Annotated in this window: 16 protein-coding genes and 1 pseudogene; 5 read left to right on the top strand and 12 right to left on the bottom strand. The window is 56.0% G+C overall.

Translation table 11 applies throughout. From position 1 onward, the window contains the following. The first annotated feature begins 37 nt into the window (after nucleotides 1-37). The gene (locus V3C20_RS01040; protein ID WP_330935410.1) at nucleotides 38-667 is read left to right on the top strand and encodes a hypothetical protein; all 630 of its coding nucleotides are present in this window, start codon (nucleotides 38-40) and stop codon (nucleotides 665-667) included. Here V3C20_RS01040 and V3C20_RS01045 read toward each other — a convergent pair. Further along, nucleotides 604-966 (bottom strand): hypothetical protein, encoded by a 363-nt coding sequence (locus tag V3C20_RS01045; protein WP_130082915.1) that lies wholly within the window; start codon nucleotides 964-966, stop codon nucleotides 604-606. The two genes, V3C20_RS01040 and V3C20_RS01045, sit on opposite strands and share 64 nt — an antisense overlap. A gap of 356 nt (nucleotides 967-1,322) precedes the next feature. On the opposite strand from V3C20_RS01045, the gene V3C20_RS01050 reads away from it, so the two are divergent. Both V3C20_RS01050 and V3C20_RS01055 read left to right on the top strand, forming a co-directional pair. Then, a complete protein-coding gene (locus V3C20_RS01050; protein WP_130082917.1) occupies nucleotides 1,323-4,202 on the top strand; it encodes a PD-(D/E)XK nuclease family protein in 2,880 nt (959 codons plus the stop codon). Nucleotide 4,203: 1 nt separating this feature from the next. Next, nucleotides 4,204-7,356, top strand: a complete 3,153-nt coding sequence (locus V3C20_RS01055) for a UvrD-helicase domain-containing protein (protein ID WP_130082919.1) — start codon at nucleotides 4,204-4,206, stop codon at nucleotides 7,354-7,356. Nucleotides 7,357-7,718: 362 nt separating this feature from the next. On the opposite strand, the gene V3C20_RS01060 is transcribed toward V3C20_RS01055, so the two are convergent. Together V3C20_RS01060 and rseP are read right to left on the bottom strand one after the other, a co-directional pair. Then, nucleotides 7,719-9,152, bottom strand: a complete 1,434-nt coding sequence (locus tag V3C20_RS01060) for a DUF6056 family protein (RefSeq protein WP_130082921.1) — start codon at nucleotides 9,150-9,152, stop codon at nucleotides 7,719-7,721. A 41-nt stretch (nucleotides 9,153-9,193) separates the two neighbouring features. Beyond that, a complete protein-coding gene (gene rseP, locus V3C20_RS01065) occupies nucleotides 9,194-10,639 on the bottom strand; it encodes an RIP metalloprotease RseP (protein WP_130082923.1) in 1,446 nt (481 codons plus the stop codon). A 122-nt stretch (nucleotides 10,640-10,761) separates the two neighbouring features. On the opposite strand from rseP, the gene V3C20_RS01070 reads away from it, so the two are divergent. After that, nucleotides 10,762-11,559: a thioredoxin-like domain-containing protein gene (locus V3C20_RS01070; protein ID WP_130082926.1), complete on the top strand. Its 798-nt coding sequence runs from the start codon at nucleotides 10,762-10,764 to the stop codon at nucleotides 11,557-11,559. Between the two features lie 128 nt (nucleotides 11,560-11,687). On the opposite strand, the pseudogene V3C20_RS01075 reads toward V3C20_RS01070, so the two are convergent. Further along, a pseudogene (locus V3C20_RS01075) lies at nucleotides 11,688-11,885 on the bottom strand (50S ribosomal protein L20); the annotation flags it as partial. Nucleotides 11,886-11,906: 21 nt separating this feature from the next. Next, complete coding sequence (gene rpmI, locus V3C20_RS01080) at nucleotides 11,907-12,116, bottom strand: 50S ribosomal protein L35 (protein WP_130082927.1); 210 nt, start codon at nucleotides 12,114-12,116, stop codon at nucleotides 11,907-11,909. Nucleotides 12,117-12,193: 77 nt separating this feature from the next. Between rpmI (V3C20_RS01080) and V3C20_RS01085 the strand changes: the two genes are divergently transcribed. Next, nucleotides 12,194-12,454, top strand: a complete 261-nt coding sequence (locus V3C20_RS01085; RefSeq protein ID WP_149874405.1) for a hypothetical protein — start codon at nucleotides 12,194-12,196, stop codon at nucleotides 12,452-12,454. Nucleotides 12,455-12,560: 106 nt separating this feature from the next. Here V3C20_RS01085 and V3C20_RS01090 read toward each other — a convergent pair whose 3' ends face one another. The 7 genes from V3C20_RS01090 to V3C20_RS01120 all read right to left on the bottom strand — a co-directional run bounded on the left by V3C20_RS01090 (nucleotide 12,561) and on the right by V3C20_RS01120 (nucleotide 20,179). Beyond that, entirely contained in the window at nucleotides 12,561-13,016 is a 456-nt protein-coding gene (locus tag V3C20_RS01090; protein WP_130082929.1) for a hypothetical protein, read from the bottom strand. Between the two features lie 87 nt (nucleotides 13,017-13,103). Continuing rightward, nucleotides 13,104-14,939 carry a hypothetical protein gene (locus tag V3C20_RS01095; RefSeq protein ID WP_130082930.1) on the bottom strand — a complete coding sequence of 612 codons (1,836 nt, stop codon included), beginning with the start codon at nucleotides 14,937-14,939 and terminating at the stop codon, nucleotides 13,104-13,106. Between the two features lie 63 nt (nucleotides 14,940-15,002). Further along, nucleotides 15,003-16,730, bottom strand: a complete 1,728-nt coding sequence (locus tag V3C20_RS01100) for a hypothetical protein (RefSeq protein WP_130082931.1) — start codon at nucleotides 16,728-16,730, stop codon at nucleotides 15,003-15,005. Nucleotides 16,731-16,978: 248 nt separating this feature from the next. Next, nucleotides 16,979-17,422, bottom strand: coding sequence for a hypothetical protein (locus V3C20_RS01105; RefSeq protein ID WP_130082932.1), 444 nt, complete (start codon nucleotides 17,420-17,422; stop codon nucleotides 16,979-16,981). A 321-nt stretch (nucleotides 17,423-17,743) separates the two neighbouring features. Continuing rightward, a complete protein-coding gene (gene rplT, locus V3C20_RS01110) occupies nucleotides 17,744-18,127 on the bottom strand; it encodes a 50S ribosomal protein L20 (RefSeq protein ID WP_067571526.1) in 384 nt (127 codons plus the stop codon). A 151-nt stretch (nucleotides 18,128-18,278) separates the two neighbouring features. Beyond that, nucleotides 18,279-18,488, bottom strand: coding sequence for a 50S ribosomal protein L35 (gene rpmI, locus V3C20_RS01115; protein WP_012420592.1), 210 nt, complete (start codon nucleotides 18,486-18,488; stop codon nucleotides 18,279-18,281). A gap of 107 nt (nucleotides 18,489-18,595) precedes the next feature. Continuing rightward, nucleotides 18,596-20,179, bottom strand: a complete 1,584-nt coding sequence (locus V3C20_RS01120) for a hypothetical protein (protein WP_130082933.1) — start codon at nucleotides 20,177-20,179, stop codon at nucleotides 18,596-18,598. Nucleotides 20,180-20,802 lie beyond the last annotated feature (623 nt).

Below are 20,802 nucleotides of genomic sequence, written 5' to 3' on the forward strand. Positions count from 1 at the left end.
TGGTAGAATGCTGATATGACTACCAGGGCTGCCTCACATGAAGAAAGTAACCGTCAACGAAACAGTCACCAGCCATGAGCGCTACCTGTACCGCGGTTATTTGCAAATAGCGGCCCTGGACATGCTGGGCAACCGGAACGTGCTTCGGACACTATTATGGAATCCCTTGGAACCCATTTCCACGCGGCCTCTGGCTCTGGTGCAGGATGCCTCTCTTTACTGCTATGGATGGGACTTCAACAAGAATGTGACGGAGGTATTCGATGGGCAGGGAACTGTTGCGGCGGCTTATGACTACTCTCCCTATGGACAGGTTGCTTCCACGGGAGACCTCGTCCAGCCGGTGCAGTGGAGCAGCGAGATGAACTCTCCTTCACTCTCCTTCACTCTCCTTCACTCTCCTTCACTCTCCTTCACTCTCCTTCACTCTCCTTCACTCTCCTTCACTCTCCTTCACTCTCCTTCACTCTCCTTCACTCTCCTTCACTCTCCTTCACTCTCCTTCACTCTCCTTCACTCTCCTTCACTCTCCTTCACTCTCCTTCACTCTCCTTCACTCTCCTTCACTCTCCTTCACTCTCCTTCACTCTCCTTCACTCTCCTTCACTCTCCTTCACTCTCCTTCACTTTCTTTCCTGCATGGGGAAACATGACGCACACGGCCTGATGAGGAACCCGGCGGAGCAATTCTTTCAGTTTCAAGTTCAGGGAATCCGTCAGCTCCGCATCATCCTGCAGGATGAGCACCCAGTCCTCCGTGCAGGAGGCAGCCTGCTCAATGGCGCGGCGCATGACCTGCTTGCACCCGGTCACGCGGCAGACGTATTCCGGAGCCTGTCTGAACCGTGCTACGCCATACGCTTCCCAATCATTCCGTTCTTCCGGAGGAATATCTTCCATGGCGGCGATGCGCACGCCATCCACCCATTCCCAGGCAAGCCCCTGAACGGAGAGACGCTGTGCCATGGTTTTGCGTTTTGGAGAATCTGGAAGACTGACTACGAGTATCTTGTACATTCCTAGGAATATGAGCCTGCGCCGCGGAAGTCAACAAATCCTACAGGTAATAAGGAAGATGCCCATGTCCTTCCCAGGCTTGCAACCCATGACCGTTTGATTAACAGCATGATTAGGAAAAACATAAGGATAAACATTTATTCCGTGTGCAAAGACATGCCGCGGGCGACGAAAAATGCTGCAGAATAAAACAATGCCGGCGACGATAAAAAAGAATGGGAAAAGGGCGCTTTTTCCATTAACATTTCCGTACCGTTTCCCCACTCTGCCCGCCCCCTCCGGAAACGGTATCCATTCTCCCTCCCATGCACCGCTTTTTTCTATCCTGGGACAAACCAGCCTGCCGCGCCGTGGCGGAACGCCTGCTTGCCGTGGAAATGGACTTCTACAAGCACGCGGTACTGGTTCCCACCCGTGAATCTGGCAGGCAGCTCAGGGAATTCCTGACGGCCTCCTGCCCCGGGAAAGCCGTGTTCCCTCCGCGCGTGCTTCCGGCGGACCAATTCATCCAGCCGGAAGAGGAGGAAAACGAAGCCACCCGCCTGGAGGAACTGGCGGCCTGGATGCAATCCCTTGGAGACGCCCCCCACCGGCTCTATCCGCGCCTGTTCCCCAAGCGCATGCCGGATGACTTCTCCAGCCTTCTGGACATGGCGGCGGCCCTCCAAGCCCTCAGCCATTCCATGCTGAACCAGGGCGTCACCTGCGGGCAGGCCGCGGACGCCTGCGCCGGCATGGACGAACGCTGGCCGGACCTGTCCCGCCTCTTTTCCCGGTGCGGCGAACATCTGGACGGATGGCAGCTCCGGAACCGGACGGAATCCTTTCTTCAGGCAGCCGCCCCTTCCCGCCTGGCGGCCACCCTGCTGGAAACGGGCGGTCAAATCATCGTCGCCTGCGTGCCGGACATCCCCCGGCCGCTGAAACACGCCCTCCGCCATGCGGAAGAACAGGGCATTCCCGTGCAAATATGGGTTCACGCTCCGGAAGAGGAACGGGACGCCTTTGACGATTGGGGCTGCCCCAGACCGGAAATCTGGGCTGAACGCGCCATCCCCGTCCGCGAGGAACAAATCCGCGTAACGCCCGGCCCCGGCAGCCTGGCCGTGGAAACGTGCCGCATCATCGCGCAAACGGCGGAATCCGGAAAAACGGACCTCGCCCTGGGCGTATGCGACCCGGACATGAACGTAGCTCTGGATGCACGGCTCAGATCATACGGCTGGGGCTTGTACAACCCGGAAGGCAGGCCCTTTGCCGGAACAGGCATCATGGACCTGCTGCGCCACCTCCTGCTGGCCATGGAGGAAAACGGAAAAGCGCGGCCCGTGTTCAACCTCATGCGCTCTTCCCTGCTCTGCACCTCTCTGGGCATTCGGGACCAGCAATACTGCTGCGCCTCCCTGGACAGGGTGCGACAAAAATACCTGCCAGAAACGGAGGAATACCTGGTCAAGCGCCTCCGTACCGACTATCCGGGCGCCATCCCGTCCGTGTGCAAAATTCTGGAATGGAGGGACTGCATGAAAGAGCCGGGACGGCTGGGAGAACGCCTGCTCGCGTGGCATCCGGCGCTGGCGGACGCCTATGGGGCGGATACGGAAGCGGCGGAAGTCTTCCATTCCTGCATCTCCGGCCTGGCCCGCCTCCAGAAAAAAAGCGGCCTCTTTTCCGCTCCGGCCACGGCCCTTCAATTGCTGATGCGGTGTCTCCACGCCGCCCGCGTCAAGAACGGCAGAAAGGAACACGCGGTGCTGGATGCGCTAGGGTGGATGGAACTCCATTTCCGCCCGGAAAAAAACCTCATCGTGACCGGACTGAATGAGGGCATTGTCCCGGAAGGAGGCATGGCGGACCAATTCATGCCGGAACCGCTCCGGGAATCCCTGGGCATGGACTCCTTTTCCCGGAAAAAGGCGCGGGACAGCTTCCTGCTCACGGCCCTGATCCACTCCCGGGAACGGGAAGGAAGCCTCTTCTTCATCCTGTCCCGGACGAGCAGCAGGAACGATCCCCTGACGCCTTCCTCCCTGCTGATGCGCTGTGCTGATGAAGAGCTGCCGCGCCGCGTGGAACTGCTCTTCCGTGAATGCTCCGCGCCGGAACCGCCGCTGCCCTACCGCCGCGGAGGCTGGCACATCCAGCCGGCGGAAGGCTGGAAAACGGCCACGGACATCACCTCCATGGCTCCCGGGTACCGGAACCCGTGGAAAGAACGGGAAAAACCCTTTTCCCCCACCACGCTGAAAAACTTCCTGGCCTGCCCCATGCGCTTCTGGGTGAGGGAGGCCCTGCACCTGAATGCGGACGAATTCCAGCCGGACAAGGAAGACATGGCCGCCAATGAACTGGGAACCATGCTTCACGACGTGCTGGAACAATTCTGCCGGCTTCACCCCTCCCTGGAAGACGGAATGACCACGGCCGCCCTGCAAAGGGAAATCGGGGAAATACTGGATGAAACATTCACGCGCCAGTATGGCAGCCGCCCTCTCATGCCCCTGCTCCTGCAGAAGCGCTCCATGGAACAGCGGCTGAATGTGTACGCGGAACAGCATTTGGAGGACCTCCGGAACGGATGGACATGCATCGCCTTTGAACAATCGGTGGAAAACTGGCGGCTGGAGGACTTCAGCATGAGGTTCCGCATTGACCGCATTGACCGCCACGCGGACGGCTCCCTGCGGGTCATTGACTACAAGACCGGCAAGACGGACTCCTGTGAAAAAAAGCACCTGGGGTCCATGAAGCGCCCGGATGCCCTGCCGCTGCTCTCCCCGGCCCTGCACCCTTACACCAGACGGCAGAAAAACGGAAAGGCGGTCCACTTCCGCTGGAAGGACCTGCAACTGCCCCTCTATGTCCTCTGGGCCATGGAAGAATACCGCGGCCGTCCTTCCGCCGCTTATTACGCACTTCCCGCCAATCCACTGCACATCGGCATCTCCGCATGGGACACGCTGCATGATCCCCAGCCTGGATGCGACATGTGCGCCCTGGAAAGCGCACGCTCCTGGATTCTGGAACTCATGCGCCTCATCCGCGAAGGGCGCGGCCTCATCACGGCGGAAGAACTGGGCTGGGATACCCCTTCCTATGACGTCTTCAAGGACCTTGTCTCCTCCAGCCATGAAACCCTTCAGGATCTGCTGGGACTGAACATCACGCCCCACCTGCCGTTCTGACATGTCCGCCCTGACCAACATCCTCATTTCCGCCTCGGCCGGCACGGGAAAAACCTACCAGCTCTCCCTGCGCTTCCTGGCCCTGCTGGCGCTGAACCGCGGCAGCCATCCGGAGCGGCTCATCGCCGTTACCTTCACCCGGAAAGCCGCCGGAGAATTCAAGGACCGCATTCTAACGGACCTGGCGGCCGGAGCCACGGACTCCGCAGGAGCCGCCCGCCTCAGGGACCGCCTCTGGACCGTCATCAAGGGCACTCCGGAAGAACCGGGGCTCTGGCCGCAGGCCGCGGAGGCCTGGAAGAAGGAACACCTTTGCCAGGAACGTTTCCGGCACATGCTCCGGCTGCTCGTCCAGCAGCTCTCCCGCCTCAACCTCTGCACCATTGACAGCCTGTTCGCTCAGATTGCCGCGACCAGCACCTTTGAACTGGGAGTCAGCGGATTCAGCATGATAGACACCACTGCGGAAAAACTTGCCCGCCGGGAAGCCCTGCTCACCCTGTACCGGGAATGTTCCCTGAACCCGGAACAGGAGCAAAGCTTTGAAGACGCCTTCCTTTCCGGAGCGGACTCCGACGCTGAAGCCGCGGACGCGGAAGACTCCATGACCCGCAGGCTCAACACCTACCATGAACTCTTCCTGGATGAGCCGGACGCCGGAAAATGGGGTAATCCCGCCACACTGGGCTTCACGCCGGAAGAACTTCTCCCTCCCGTTCCGCTGGAACGGTTCAACGCCGCGCTGCACGCCCTGATGGACCGGGCGCGGGACATGCCTGCGCCGGAAGGCAGGAACGGGGCAAAAAACAAGGAAATGTTCCTGCGCTTTCTGAACGGATTCTCGACATACGTCAAGCTGGGACGGTTGAAATTCCACGATACGGAAAAAAAACTCACCATGGAAGAGGCGCGGGAGAAATTCCGGGACTTCTGGTCTCCTCCCCTGGATGAACTTATTCAAAGCTGGCTGCGGATGGAAACTCTTCAGGCGCTGCACCGTACCCGCTCCACGCACGGCCTGATGCGCATCTTTGAGGACAAATACTCCGCCCTGGTCCGGAACAAGGGCAGATTCCTGTTCCACGACGTCACGCGCATGCTGGGGAACGGAGCCGTCACTCCGGAACTGAAAAGAGACCTCCAGTACCGCATGTACTGCCGCTACGACCACTGGATGCTGGACGAATTCCAGGACACCTCCCAGTCCCAGTGGCGCGTGATCAAGCCGTTCCTGGACGACCTGACAGACACCCGGGAGGAGCAGGAAGGCAGCATCTTCGTGGTGGGGGACCTCAAGCAAAGCGTGTACCAATGGCGGGGGGGGGACCCGGAACTTTTCCGCTCCGTCGCCGGGCAGCTCCATCTGGAGGAGCGCGGCATGGCCACCTCCTACCGCTCCGTGCAGCCCGTGCTGGACATGGTCAACGACATCTGCGACTACGCCCGGACGGCAGCGGACTGCGGACAGGCGGCGCTGGAACAGTGGGGGGACTACCCGTCCCACGTCTGCGCAGCCGCCCTGGCCTCCCGTACGGGATGCGCCCGTATCTGGCAGACACCCAGGACGGAGGAAACTTCCGCCAATGACCTGGTGTGCCAGGCCCTGGCCGATATTCTGGAACAGGCAAACGCCCTGCGGCGCGGCCTGGACGTCACCGTTCTGGTCAGCACGAGAAACCAGGCCCTGATCGTCCGGGAATGGCTGACTTCCCACGGCTGGCCGGCGGAAGTGTGCGACGACGTGCCCGTGGGCCAGGACTCCCCACTGGGAAAAACCCTGCTGTCCTTCTTCCGGTGGCTTCTTTCTCCGGGGGACGCCTTTATCTCCGGGCTGCTTTCCCACTCCCCCCTCCATCCCCTCATCAATCCGGAGCGCAGGCCGGGCATGGACTGGAACGAATGGCATATGGTGCTGGAGCGCGAGGGATACGCCGCCGTCATGACGGAACTGGAAAAAAGAATGGCCCTGGCAGGGGTGGAACTGACGGACTTCCACCGGGACCGCCTCTCCGTCTGGATGAACGAGGCGGAACAGGTGGACGAACACGGCGCATCCCTGGACGAATGGATACGCCATATGGAAGACCTGACGCGCCGGGAGGATCCCTCCGGAGGAATCGTCCGCATCATGACCATCCATAAATCCAAGGGGCTCGGATTCGACATGGTCATCCTGCCCCAGATAGGCAAGGACGCCCCCTTTGCGGACAGCCGCCACTTGACCCACTTTGTGAAAAGGGACGGAAACGGCCTCGTTGAGGGTATCGTCATGGCCCCCTCCAAGCAGGTATACACCGCCGTCCCACAATTTCACGCCCTGTACGAATCATGGAAGGCGACACAGCAATTCGACGGATTCTGCAAACTCTACGTAGCGCTCACCCGCGCCAGGCGCGCCTGCCATATCATCCTGCCCGGCCGGGAAAGCAAGGGAGAACTCAAAACTGAATCCATGTGGAAAATCATCCGGTACGCCGCTCTGGCCGTTTCATGCGGTACGGAAGACACGCTGCCGGAATCGGGGGCGGAATGCCTCTACTCGCGGGGGGAACCGGAATGGTATGCGGAACTTCCCGAAACGGACATCCGGACCGGACTGGAAAACGTTCCCGAATGGCCCGTTCACAAGCCGCTTCTCAGGCAGCGCGTGTCCCCTTCCGGCCTGGCCATGGAAAACGACTTTTTCCGGAGCATGCAGAATGCCGCTCTGCGGGAATCGGCCGCATTCGGGTCGACCGTCCATGCCGTCTTTGAACGGATTACCCGTTGGAATCAGGAAGACAGGCCACACTGGGCCCTTCACCCCGCCACGGAGGCGGAACGCACCGTGGCGGCATGCTTGAATGTACCCGCCATCAGGGAACTCTTCATGCCGGCGGAAACGGCTATTGTCATGAAGGAGCAGCGCATTGAAGCCATTGACGGGAATATCTGGATTTCCGGCGTTATTGACAGGCTGGTCATTGACGGCGATTCCGCCTGCATCGTGGACTTCAAGACGGACCATGCGGACACGGCGGAACAGCTCCGGGAACGCCACGGGGTTCAGCTACAAGCCTACGCCCGCATCGTTTCCAAAATAACCGGCATCCCCACCAGCCACATCAGGCGTGTGATTGTTTCAACGCACTTGAAAACAGTTATTTCGGCATAGGTACTCTGGACGAAAAAACAGCCGCCGACAGAAAGAGGGGCTGCCCTTCCCGGCCATCATCTTCACGGTCTCTCCATTCCCTTCCGAAACAGGCGGTTCTTATCAATGCGGCGGGTACCTGCCAGCAGAAACGTATCAATTTGCTCATGCTGCTAAAAAGGATAGTTGATGAATCCTTTCAATGCCGGGCTCCATCCGGAGGGGAGTCCCATGCGCGTACGGCAATTGTATTACAGTCAAATGGCGATGCCGCATGAACTTCCCATCATCCGGCAAAATCGTGGCCCCCGTGTCAACGCATCCGCCACGTTTCACACAAAACTCCATGCGCCGGACACGTCATGCAGCCATTTCTCCGGGTCTCAATCCTGCTCCCCGGAACTTTCAAAACAACACCGGGACGAGGGTTCCCGGTCGCCGCATATATCCACACGGATGCTTTCAATCCCCAGGTAACGCGCTACCGAGCTGTTGATAAACTCATCCGGATCTGCGCTGCACATCCGCCACATGACGGAAACGTAAGGAGCCAGCGGAACCGGTTCGTACGGAGGAACCACAATGCTTCTTTTCCCCTCCGCCAACTCATGACGAATGAGGGCTTTCCTCTCCTCGCACTGGCGGTGGATGCGCGGAAAGGCGTCCAGATACCCGGCACATACCCACAGGGCCAGCCCTCCGGCCGCCGCCAGGATGCAGGCGGGAACCCAGGGCCTGGGCGCCCGGTCCATCCACACGCCGTACAATCCGAGCACGCCCGTCATCATCAGGACAGTGGCGGAAAACATGGCATGCCATGCCGGAACAACGCGCACGAAAAAGCTGACGGCCATGGCATGGGCCACCAGAATGAACAGCAGGCTGGCGGAAACACGGCGCCCCGCCGTCCCACTCCATACACGCCGCCCCTGCCGCCACGCGAGCAAGGCCAGGGCCAGTGCGGCGACGGCAAGCAGAACCTTCGGCAACCGCATGAACTCGTAAAAGGCATTCAACAATTCAGGAATGGAACCGAAGCGTTCTCCCCAGGACTGAAGAACGGCCGCCCCGCCTGCAGTCTCCGAATGCAGGCGGGCCGTATTGCCGGGCGCCAGCAGAAGGCAGGCTCCCCCTATGGCATGGGCGGCCCATCCCGCAAAAAACCACCGGGGCAGGCTGCGCCCCTTCCAACGGGCATGCAGCCAGAACAAAAACAGCATGCCCAGGGAAGCCGGGACCTGGTTCTCATTGGTCATTCCGGCGGCAAACCCTGCCGCGCCAATCCAGAACCAGGAAAAAGGCCTGTCCTGAATCCGGGAACTTCCCGCCCACAAGCCGCGGTACAGGCACAGAAATCCCAACCATACGGCGGCCGCCCACGCGTAATTCGTCCCTCCGGACAGCCAGAACATCGTGATGCCCGGCCTGGAAGAAGAAGTCAGAAGCAGCAGCCCCCCCACAGTAAACAGCAGCACGTCCCGCCAGTCCCCAGGACGTACCCGCCTCCCCCGCGCCAAATAAAACATCATCAGCGCCAGGGAGAGAACCACAAATGGATTAACCAGGCAAAACAGCCACTTCCCGGCCGTCGCGGTAAAAATAGCCAAAAACTCCCCCAGCCTGGGATTCCAGTTCATGTAGGACCACCAGCAGCGTTCCAGCACCGGCCAGAAGGAAAGGCGGTGCTGCGCCCCAAAGACGGAATGCATGAAACTGTCCCCGGTAAACGGAGTCCACCAGGTCAGAAGCATGGCATAAACCAGGAACGCCAGCACCACGCACCGGAACAGGACACGCACAGCAAAGGAACCCTTCATACCAGAAAGCCGGGAACCGCAGCCCCCCGGCCAGAGGGAAATTAATCCGTTACGGCCCTGAACACCGGATCAGGCAGTTTGGAAGGCTTCTTGCCGAAAAACTCTCCCACATCCTTGAACGTCACGAACAGGAAAAAGCCCATCAGCAGGAAGACGAACCCGAACTGGACGAACTCCAGCACCTTCACATTCAGAGGACGCCGGAAAATCAGCTCAATCGTATTCATCACCACGTGGCCTCCGTCCACCACGGGAAGGGGCAGGATATTCAGAATGGCCAGGTTCACGTTCAGCACCACGGAAAACCACAGTGCCAGCTTCCACCCTTCATCCAGGGAAAACATCCTGTAAAACTGGTTGGCGATTCCTACGGGACCGGAAAGATGCTCCACGCCCACGTTGCTGCCGGGCGCAACAACTTTCGCCAGGGTATCCCCCATCCATTTCAGGCTCTGCCTGATCTGGGCCCACGGCGTAGGATGCACGGTCACATCGCGGCCTACGGCGCTTAAATCCCAGACCACCCCCAGGATGGGCTGGGCGCCCTTCAGCAGGGAGCCGTCCTGGCTGTTATGCCAATTCTCAGGCAGCCTTCCCTGCACGGTCACCTGGCGCACGGCTCCATCCTTGCCCGTTACATCCAGCATCAGGGGTTCTCCCTTCTTCAACGGAACATCCAGAGCGGACGGATTCCAGACATGCACGCCGTTGACGGCGGTGATGGAATCCCCCGCCTTCAAGCCGGCCTGGGCCGCAGGGGAATTGGGCAGAACTTCCCCCACCACGCAGGGAATGGCCTGCATCAGCCCCACCTGGCGCATGCCGGAACGCTGCCACCACTCCGTTTCCGGAATCCTGAACCCGCAGGCGATATCCAGCTCGCCCGGCGTTCCGGGCCTTTGAATCGTGAACGTCACCTTGTCCTTTTCTCCCAGCATGATCAGCTCGCGCACGCCTTCCATGTTGCCCGCCCACTTGGTCACAGGGCGGCCGTCCACCTTCACGATCTTGTCGCCGGGCAGAATGCCGGCCTGGGCGGCGGGACTGTCCGGCGCCACGAATCCGACGGTGGTTACGCCCATCTCAAAATCCGGCTTGCCCACCAGCCAGACGGCTACGGCAAAAAGCACGGCCAGCAGGAAGGAAGCGACGGGTCCGGCGGCGGCCACAATAATCTTGTCCAGCGGCTTGACGGGCTTCAAATCCTTGGGAAGTTCCACGGAACCTTCAATGGCCTCCATGGGAGCCATCTGCGGCAGGGACACGAAGCCCCCCGCCGGAATCCAGCCCAGCCCCCACTGAACGCCGTTGATGGTCTTCTTCCAAATGGGACGGCCGAACCAGATCTGGAACCTGTCCACATAAAGGCCGCGCCAGCGAGCGGCAAAAAAATGCCCCAGTTCATGAACGAAAATCATGAAGTTAAACAACATCACCACGCCAAAAATAATGCCGATGGTGGTAAGAACGGAAAGTACGTTATCCATGGTAGTGCTTTGTTTGTGAGTATATCATGACACTTCCCGGCGAACAAGCTTCAAGGATGTCCTAATGACAAAGGGCGGGTTTAATTCTGGACAAACGGCAGAAAACACCATAACGATAGAATATGATTGTCTCTAAATTTTCCATGCCAAGTGTTCTGACGGCCATATTCCTAGCCTTTCCCCCCTTTCTTCACGCGGCGCATCAGGAAGAGCCGGATATCCCTTCCATGACCCGGACCTGGACAAACAAGGAGACGGGCGCCACCTTCCAAGCCAGGCTGGTCGGGCTGAACAGCGTCAACGCGATCATGCAGAATATCTTTACAAAAAAGAAAATCCCCTTTCCCCAGAAAAAGCTTTCCAAGGAGGACCTGGAATGGATTGACTTCCACAAGGAGCTGATCGGTAAGACGGACGCGGAGCTGGCTAAAATGGTCATCCCGAAAGGCATTCTGGGCAAACAGCTGAAAGGGCTGACCTACCGGGAAAAAGACGGCAGGTTCATTAAAATGGACGGCAAATGGAACGCTAGGTATTTTATCCTGTACTATTCCGCCAGCTGGTGCGGGCCGTGCAGGGCCTCCCTCCCGCGCAACCTAGAGGTGTACCGGGATAAAATCGCATCCCGCAAGGATTTGGAAGTAGTCCTGTGCAGCATGGACCGCGCGTTGGAAGGAGCCCAGAAATGGGCCGTTTCCAACAAGATGCCGTGGCCGGTCTTCCTGTTCGGCTACCTAGACAACCTCTCCAAGGAAAGCCCCCTGATCCGCAAAAACTATCCCGGTCCCATCCCCTCCTTGGTGCTGGTGGACGCCAACGGGAACAAAATCGCTTCCGGCAGCATGGATGGACTGGTACGGAAGGTGGAAGAACTGGCCAGCGCGGAGAAGGAAAAGCAGACGGCTGCCGAACCCAAATAACGAAGCCTTCCCGCCGGAATTTCCACGGCTTTTTCCCGCCTCTGGACATAAAAACGTAAACAGCCCCGGAAGGTTAATTTCCGGGGCTGTTTGTTAATGTTTACTGAACAGATGGACTCTGTTGCGTTTTAGGCGCGTAGAGCGGCGCCGTCCTTGGCTTCAATAGCCTTCTTGGCTTGCGCGAAGATGGCGTCGAAAGCCTTTTCGTCGGAGACGGCCAAATCGGCAAGAACCTTGCGGTCCAGGTCGATGTCGGCGGCTTTCAGGCCTTCCATAAAGCGGGAATAGGTCAGACCGCGGTCACGCACGGTAGCGGAAGCTCGGCGTGGGTCGAGCGTTTTCGCGGTTCAGGCGAAAGGCAGGTTCTGCTTGACTGCCCAGACTTGCGTTTCATCCACCAGAGCCACCTTGCCAAGCTGACGCTTGCGCTTGCTGGACTTCTTCTGGAGAACGTGGCGCTTATCCTGTTTGCGGCGCAGTACCTTGCCCGTGCCGGTAACCTTGAAACGCTTGGCGACTGCCTTGCGGGTTTTGTTGATACCACCTTTGCGGGTCATGGTGGAAGAAGTATAGTCCCCAATCCTCCGGCGTCGCAAGCGGCAGGCCATCCACTGTCTGCAGCTCAATGCTGCGAATGCTCAGCGGAACATCCACTTCCAGCTCCAACAGCTTTTTACCTCTTTCCCCTTCAGCTTCGGCAGGCAGGGCATCCCGGTACTCGTTCACCACAAGCCTTGCCTTCACGTCCTCCACGCTGCCGTCCTTCCCCAAATCGCCTCCCTTCAACACAAGCGGAGCGGAAGCCCCCTCCACAAGTTTTACCGTTACCGGGTCTGCTCCGGCCTGCTCCCGGGAAACGACAAACGAAATTTCCCCGTTCATCCTCACCCATTGAGCTCCGGCAGACGGCATCCAGCCCAGGGACTCCACCATTAAAACGCTTCGGAACTATTTACTTTAGTCTTGTATCAGTCGTTTTGGCTGCCTCTCCCGCCAATTTATTACCGAATATCAGCGTTAGCAACAATGCAATATTCTAACAAGGTTATTCTACATAATTCCGAAACGCTTTTGTCTTCAGAAACCAAAAAATGATACTGCACATCCGGAAACTTCATATCCGGCGTCGTCTTCCTTTTGGAATCCTCCATCCTCACCCGTACTGACCTGCCCTCCCACCAGTCGAGTTTCCAGCCGGGCGCATGGGATACAGCCCACGACAAAATAATATTCCAACCTTTTTTCGTATCTTTATCCCGAATATTCTTTTCCACACTCAAAGAATTCAATGCCAATTGCAAAGATGGCGGAGGAATCTCTTCAGCAGCAGGAGGGGAACACAAACCGGAAAAACCGGTCACGGCAGACAGTAACAGCAGAATGGATTTTTTCATCACAGGATAGGTTGAATATAAAAATTCAGAAATCGTAATATAAACAGCAACAACATATTCCATCAAAGAAAAGACCGCGTTTTTTTCCAGAATCTCAGGCAGTCCGGAACCTTGAAGCGGAAGGCGCCGTAATAATTGGATATCTCTCCATCACGGCTGCTTTACGGCAAAAGTCTGCGGCAGAAGACCTCCAAGTCCGATTTTACAATCCACGGGCACATCCACCGTTTCCATATCGGCCTTGTACTTCAGACGCACCCGGAGTTTTTCCATGCCGGCGGCATTCCCGATTTTAAAATTATGGTTCCAAGACCTCTTTTGATCTTTGGGACTGAATGAACGTCCGGTTCCGGCAGACTCAATGTTTTTCAGGGGAACACCGTTGCCGTCCACCAATTCAAAACACTCCAGGTCAAACGGCACGCCTTCCACTTCCAGAGCAACCGTTACCTGCACGCCTCCATGTTCCTTCTCCTCCACGTTTGCCAGGCTCAACAGGCAATTAGCGGTATCCCCCACAGCCGCCACATCATGGACATTCTCACCGTCATCAGCCCTCCCCGGCACGGGAATCTGCAATTCCGCCTCTTTCTGCAGCGGCAATTCATACACGGGACCATCCCGCACGACGGCTACAGGCACGCGCAAGGTTCCTTGGACACGCAGCCATTCCGCTCCTGGAGAAGCCAGTCCTGAACATTCGCCGGAAAATCTGCTCCATGTCATCCCTTCCTCTCCGGCCCCGGAAGACAGCCATGTCAGGTCAAACACGGCCTGGCCCACTACATGCCCCAGGGAATCAGACACCTCCAAACTTTGTTTCTCCACATCGGCACGGTCTCCGAAAACAGCAGGCTGTTTTACTGCCAGATCAAGATCCATCCATATGGAATCGGCCCCGGACGCCGACACATCCCGGCTTCCAACACTTAAAAGGGACAGCCAGGCCGAAACCTTTTCTCCCTCCGTTTTAACAACGCCGGAAAAAGGCTTGGCGGCATCATCCGAAGCTGGCGGCCTTTTAGAGGAAGACTCGCATTTGCCGTCGAACTCCTTGATTTCCTTCCCCTCAAACAATCCGGACAGAGATGCCTTGTGGTCAATCAAAATCCTGTATCTCCTCAAGCCCTGCGAATACCTGACTGACACTTGTAATTCACCCTCCTCCACAGGATCAATATCCCATGCCCGAACCGTTGTTTTGGAACGCCAGCCCATCGGTTCCGGCTGTTCCGGAAATGTTTCGTCGCGGTCAACATCAAAGTCCAGCAAAAAATCAATAATTCCTCCCAGCGCCAGCACTTTTATCATACTTAGGTCACTCTCTCCCGTCATTACCGGCATTCCTTCTACTGTCTGCAACTCAATATCGCAAATGCCTACCGGCGCCTCCGATACTACTTTCAGAATCAACTTCTTTTTTTTCCTCTCCTTTCCGGAATGCTCCCCACCATAGTAATCCACCACCATGTCCGCCTTTACATCCTCTGCCCGGCCATCCTTCCCCATTCCCGCATCTTCCAGCACCAGAGGCACGGAAGCCCCCTTCGCCAGCTTTACCCTGACGGGCTCCGTCACGGCCTCCCGGCAGGAAATGACAACCGGAAGCTCCCCCTTCGCTTCCACCCACTGCGCCCCGGCGGACGGCAGCCATTCAGGAACATCCATACGTCCGAAAATCCTGTCCTCAAGATTTAAGAACATGCTCTTCACATCCGGAGCCTTCCGGCCCACGGAATCCTTCAGGGTCACACGGACCGGTTCATCATGGCAGCAATAAATTTCCCAACCTGGTGCCTGCGGCACCAGCCATCCCAGCAGTATGTTCCAACCTTTCTCACGATCCGCCGGGCGGCGTTTTCCCTTCAAAACCATCTGCTTCAACTCCAGGCGCAATGGAGGCGGTGAAATTTCCTCCCCGGAAGAAAGGGAACCCAAACCGGAAAAACCGGTCGCAACAGACAGCAGGAGAGCAGGTATCTTCATGATGGTAAAAGCGTACGATAGTTTATTGTAAAAAATTATAAGCCGATAAAAATAAGATATTTTCTATAATAACGGACCTCCCGGGCCGATGGTGCAATCCACGGGCACGGCCACCGTTTCCGCATCCGCCCTGTACTTCAGCCGCACATGCAGCCTTTCCGTGTCCGCGCCTCCCTTAAACTTGAACCTTTGGAGCCAGAACCGCTCCTGTCCCAAAGGCCCCATGGAGGCGCCGACACCGGCAGATACGGCGTTTTTCAAAGGCAATCCCTTGTCATCCACCACTTCAAAACACTCCAGGTCAAACGGCACGCCTTCCACTTGCAGAGAAACCTGCGCATGCAAGTCCCCGTTTCCCTGTTCTTTCACGCCTTCCAGTTTCAACCGACAGACGGGCACGTCTCCGGCAGCAGCTACATCGTCCCCCTCTTCTCCGGAATCGGACATTCCCGGCACGGGAATCTGCAGTTCCGCCCCTTTCTGCAGCGGCAATTCGTAGACGGGACTTTCCCGTTTGACGCCCACAGGCACGTGCAGCGTTCCCCTGATGCGTATCCATTCCGCTCCGGGTGAAGCCGGCTCCGGACTTGTGCCGCAAAGGGATATCATCGCCTGCCCCTTCTCCAGGTTCCAAGACTTCAACCATGTCAGGTCAAACATGGCCGGGGATAACACACGCCCTGTAGAATCGGTCACTTCCAGGCTCTGTTCCCTCATATCGGCTCCTCCCCCGAAAACCGCCGCAGTCTTTGATGTCAGTTCAATCTCAAAAACCATCTGCATGACATCCTCGCCAGCCTCCTCTGCATCCACTCTCTCCACAATCAATCGAGTCACTTCCGCCGCAACAGATGGGCGGCTCTCGTCGACCGGAAGCCCACCTTCAGAAGAAGAAATACCGCCGGATTTCATGGCTGAATGCCCCGTTTCAGAAAACCCGCTGCCAGGACCGCGCCCCTTTCCGGTCTTCCCTTCGCGGAAACCGGCCAGTGACGCCCTGCCATCAATCAGAGCCTTGCACCGCTGCAGGTGTTGCGAATACCGGACGGCCACTTGAAGCTTCCCTTCCATCACAGGATCAATCTTCCATTCTCTGCCCAGCGTGCTCCATCCACACATCTCTGCCGCCACCGGCGTTCCATCCACTGCCTGCAATACAAAATCACGGATGCCCAGCGGTTCATCAGCGTCCACTTCCACCTCCAGCATTTTCTTATTCTCCCATTCCCTGCCCAGCGCGGCATCCCCATATTTCCGTATGACCAGCTTTACCCTCACATCCCGCGCCTTTCCGTCCTTCCCGATGCCTGCACCTTTCAAGACCAAAGGCACGGAAGCGCCTTTCTCAAGTTTTAACGCCACAGGCTCCGACACGGCCTCCCGGCAGGAAATGACAAGCGGAAGCTCCCCCTTCACTTCCACCCACTGCGTCCCGGCGGACGGCAGCCAATCCTGGGGTTCCACAAGCAAATGAGCAGTCTTGCGGTCAAAACTACTGGAATAACATTTAGCCCTGGAAGCCTTCCGGCCTGTGGAATCCTCCACTGCCACGCCCATCAGCTCATCCCCCACCCAATCGATCTCCCAGCCGGACGGAACAGCAACAACACCCCCCAGCCTCATCCTCCAATTCCGTTCCGGATCATCCTCCGGATGCTCCCGGCCCACCTCCAGCTTCTTCCACGCTACCTGCAGGGATGGAACCAAATCATCTTCACCAGGCGGCAAGGAACACAAGCCGAATCCACCGGCCACGGCAGCCAATGACAGCAGAGAGAGAAACTTCATCATAGGATATGTTGGAGTGTTAACACAAATACTTTGATGCACAAGAAGAAATAACATTTTTCATAAAGAAGGGTACCGTGCATACAAGAAAAAAATGCACGCAAATCTTCCGCCCTCAGCACCCCAATAAATAAAAAAGCTCACGGAGGGCAATCATGAAATTAAACGTCCTCATGACATGGAACACCATCAAAACGGCTGCAAATGGAAAATATATGAAAAACAATCATAAAATATTATATATGAAACATTTATAACATTGAATAATACTTTTGTTCAATCAACTTTGATCGAAAAACTATTGATGATGATTCCGGACAATAACAAAAGAGGCAATAACAGCCCGGAACGGCTTGTCCCATGCTCTCCGTTTCAGCCATTCCGATAGCCGGATTCAAATCTTGTACCCTCTTCCGGTCTGAATTCAGGAAAACTGGAAAATGCGCCTGCTGTAAGAAACGCAGGAAAAACAGAGGAAGGAAGAGGATTGCGAAAAGAGGAAGGAAAGCGGAACAGAAGCAGACGGCAAATGAAAAACATGACCGTTCATTCTCCATCATCCGCCAGCCGGGAAGGATACCCTGTGCCTCTGCCTCTAAAACAGGGAATGCACCGGAAAAAAAACAGGCTGCAAGGATGCGGAAATGTCCACGGGCGCCATGAAGTACAGCACGGACCAAGCCGGAAATGGCCAATCTCCGTTAAACAGACTGCCCTTTTCCCTGGCTGTCAGACTGCACAAGGCATCCAACAGGGGCCCTGGCCCACAAGACATCCGAACTCCTGCCCTTTCCCGGTACAGGCAAACACCAACGGACACAATACTTCTCCCGGCAGGTGAAAAGCTGAAGAAAAAGATGAATATACCGGACACCGCCGGACAAATATCCGGAACCACGGCCCGGTTGCACCATGAACAGCCGCAGCCATCTCCGTTATATAAACAAAACCAGCCCCGGAGATAAACTCCGGGGCTGGTCTGCTAATGTTCGTTGAACTGCGGGCTCTGCTGCGTCTTAAGCGCGGAGAGCGGCGCCGTCCTTGGCTTCAATGGCCTTCTTGGCTTGCGCGAAGATGGCGTCGAAAGCCTTTTCGTCGGAGACGGCCAAATCGGCAAGAACCTTGCGGTCCAGGTCGATGTCGGCGGCTTTCAGGCCTTCCATAAAGCGGGAATAGGTCAGACCGCGGTCACGCACGGCAGCGGAAATACGGGCGATCCAGAGACGGCGGAACTGCCCCTTCCTTCTCTTGCGGTCACGGTATTCATACTGCCAAGCTTTATAAACAGCATCCTTGGCGTAGCGGAAGAGTTTGCTGCGGAAACCGCGGAAACCCTTGGCACGCAAAAGAATGCGCTTACGGCGCTTGCGGGAGGCCGGTCCATTAGTGGCACGTGGCATAGCTTATTTCTATTTCTATCTTGAACAGACTGTTCTTCCTCACCTCCCTGCAGTCTCGCCTGTTCTTTATCTTCCTCTTCGGAAGAAGGCTGCATGAAGGCCCCCCGTTCAGCGGGAGGAAAGCTCGGCGTGGGTCGAGCGTTTTCGCGGTTCAGGCGAAAGGCAGGTTCTGCTTGACTGCCCAGACTTGCGTTTCATCCACCAGAGCCACTTTGCCAAGCTGACGCTTGCGCTTGCTGGACTTCTTCTGGAGGATGTGGCGCTTGCCCTGTTTGCGGCGCAGTACCTTGCCCGTGCCGGTAACCTTGAAACGCTTGGCGACTGCCTTGCGGGTTTTGTTGATACCACCTTTGCGGGTCATGGTGGAAGGAGTATAGGCGCCAATCCGTCCTTGGCAAGTGGAAAATATCCTTGGAATCATTTTCTTTCACTATTCCATGCACAAAAACTCCTTCCGGCAATACCGCATCACACGGCAGCCTTCCCGGAAGCGCTCCTTGCGGTAGCATCCGGAATACTCCTTCTTTTGGCGCAGCCAATGGAATAAAGCAGCAGAATAGGGAAAAGAAGCTCTACAGGCAGCAAATACCTGACTTCATAAGTGGTAGCTGCTGCGCCTATAACAAGCACTACTCCTAAAAACGGCACAAACGGAATCAGACAAGACCATTTCCTGAACATCCCGTATACAAGAAAACCAAGAACTCCTCCGTAAAAAATAAAAAGCTGGGGCATATCCCTGATTCCCCTGGCAGGCAGATTCCAAACCATCTGGCTGTTAAGAAAAAGAATCTTTGCCGCAAGCAGGGGATTATCCGCCGACAACGATAGAAACAGCTTTCGAACAACTTCACCCTTATCCCCCAAAGTCCAGGCAAAACCATACTTCATGCCGGTTTCCCAAGAAGAGAACGATCCCGTATGAATGTATTTTTCTCCATGCCCCGTTGATACTACGGGATGCATGGAATCCTGATAAAGATGATATTGCCTCATGATCACTTCCCTGGGCATGATTTCCCGTTCAATCAGGGCCATGTCATCCTCGCTTACTTCCCCTCCCTCTGCAACAATATCACAAACCACCTGCGCCATCTTTGCATACTTTGTGCCGGAGGCTCCCGGCTCCGCATGCATTAGTACAGGAAGCAGAGCAAAATTAAACAACCAGCAAACAATCCCGGCTGCAACAGGAATCCATAAGCGCCGAACTTCTTTTCTCCGGAAAAACATATACGCAATCAACGCCACAACAGTCAGGAAAAACGGAACATAACCGTCATAACGCAGACTCCCTGTTCCCATCAGTCCCAGACCAATCAGCCACAAACTGGAAATGCGTTTCTCAAGCATGTAAACGCATAATCCGACCGTCAGGGCCATCATGGAAATGGCATACGGAACATCCTTGATGATCCTGGTCACTATCGTAAACTGGGTTATGCATAATAAAACTGCCCCGAAAACGATAACGACTCGTATTCTTTCACGCGCTCCCCATGAAAAAATCATGAAATAAACAAGTAGCAACAACACCATATGAACCAGAATGATAGCGTGGAAATTATTCCAGATGCTTAAAACTCCCTTGCACATCAAAGTATGGGACAAAGTGTGCATCAAATCATACTTTCCGCTGATAATCTGCGGATATTGGCGTTGGAGAAAATCAAAGGAACATTGAGTGCCCCAAAGCCACCATGCCGCAACCATCATAAGAGTGGTTGCAGCCATAAGAACCCATTTCTGCCACGCCTTCCATACTGTCGCATTCCCTGCTCCGTACCACACGATGCAATTCAATGCCTGCATAGACAGGCACAAGGCCGCCAGAAAAACAACATACTGCACAACGGCAGGCATGGCACTTCCCCATTCCCTGAAACATACGCCGTCCGTACAAAAAACCAGCCCCAAAGGGAAAAGCACAATACTGCAAATTCCAGAAGATAGCACAACTTTCTTCCATGAAAGCATCCGGCTATCCACACGCCAGAGCCACAACACAAACAAGGAAGCCAAAATAACAAAAAATAAAAACACTACAAACATAATTCAAGATAAATACAAATAAATTAAGCATAACATAATTTATCCTGAAAAAGAAACTATCGGATTGTAAATCCGGGTGGTTTCTTGAAGAGTGACCTGATTCCTTTCCGGTTTAATCCAGAACACCCTACTCCGGTGAATCAACAAATCCGCCCCGTTTCTACAAGGACGCAAGCCCCTGGGAGTAAGAGCCTCCCGGCCCTTGTAAAACCTTGGACGGTAAAAAGAGAAAAAATTCCCCTCAGCTCTGCTTTGGAAATGATTTAACTACGAAAGGCAGGAGCCTTCCGTTCCCAGGGGCGAGGCTTCCAATCCGTGAAAGGTTATTTGACGGAAGGGAGTTTTTTAAATTTTAGATTGACTCCGGATTTACAATCCGGTCTTTCCTTTACTTGCTTTCCGGAAAACCGTTACTTCATTGATCCCGGACCTGCGCAGATATCTTTCAGAATACTTGCGGAAACTTTTACCTCAACCATGCAGTGAATGATTACAATCCCTCTGGTCATCATTCAAACCACTGCCCCCGGAACATCTGGAACAGAAAAGGGGCACCCTCTAAACCAGTCTACAGCTGCATGGCAAAAAATCATCAGGAACATCCGCAGCCCAGACAAGCCGAC

This window comes from Akkermansia sp. RCC_12PD, from assembly GCF_036417355.1.
Classification (GTDB): Bacteria; Verrucomicrobiota; Verrucomicrobiia; order Verrucomicrobiales; family Akkermansiaceae; genus Akkermansia.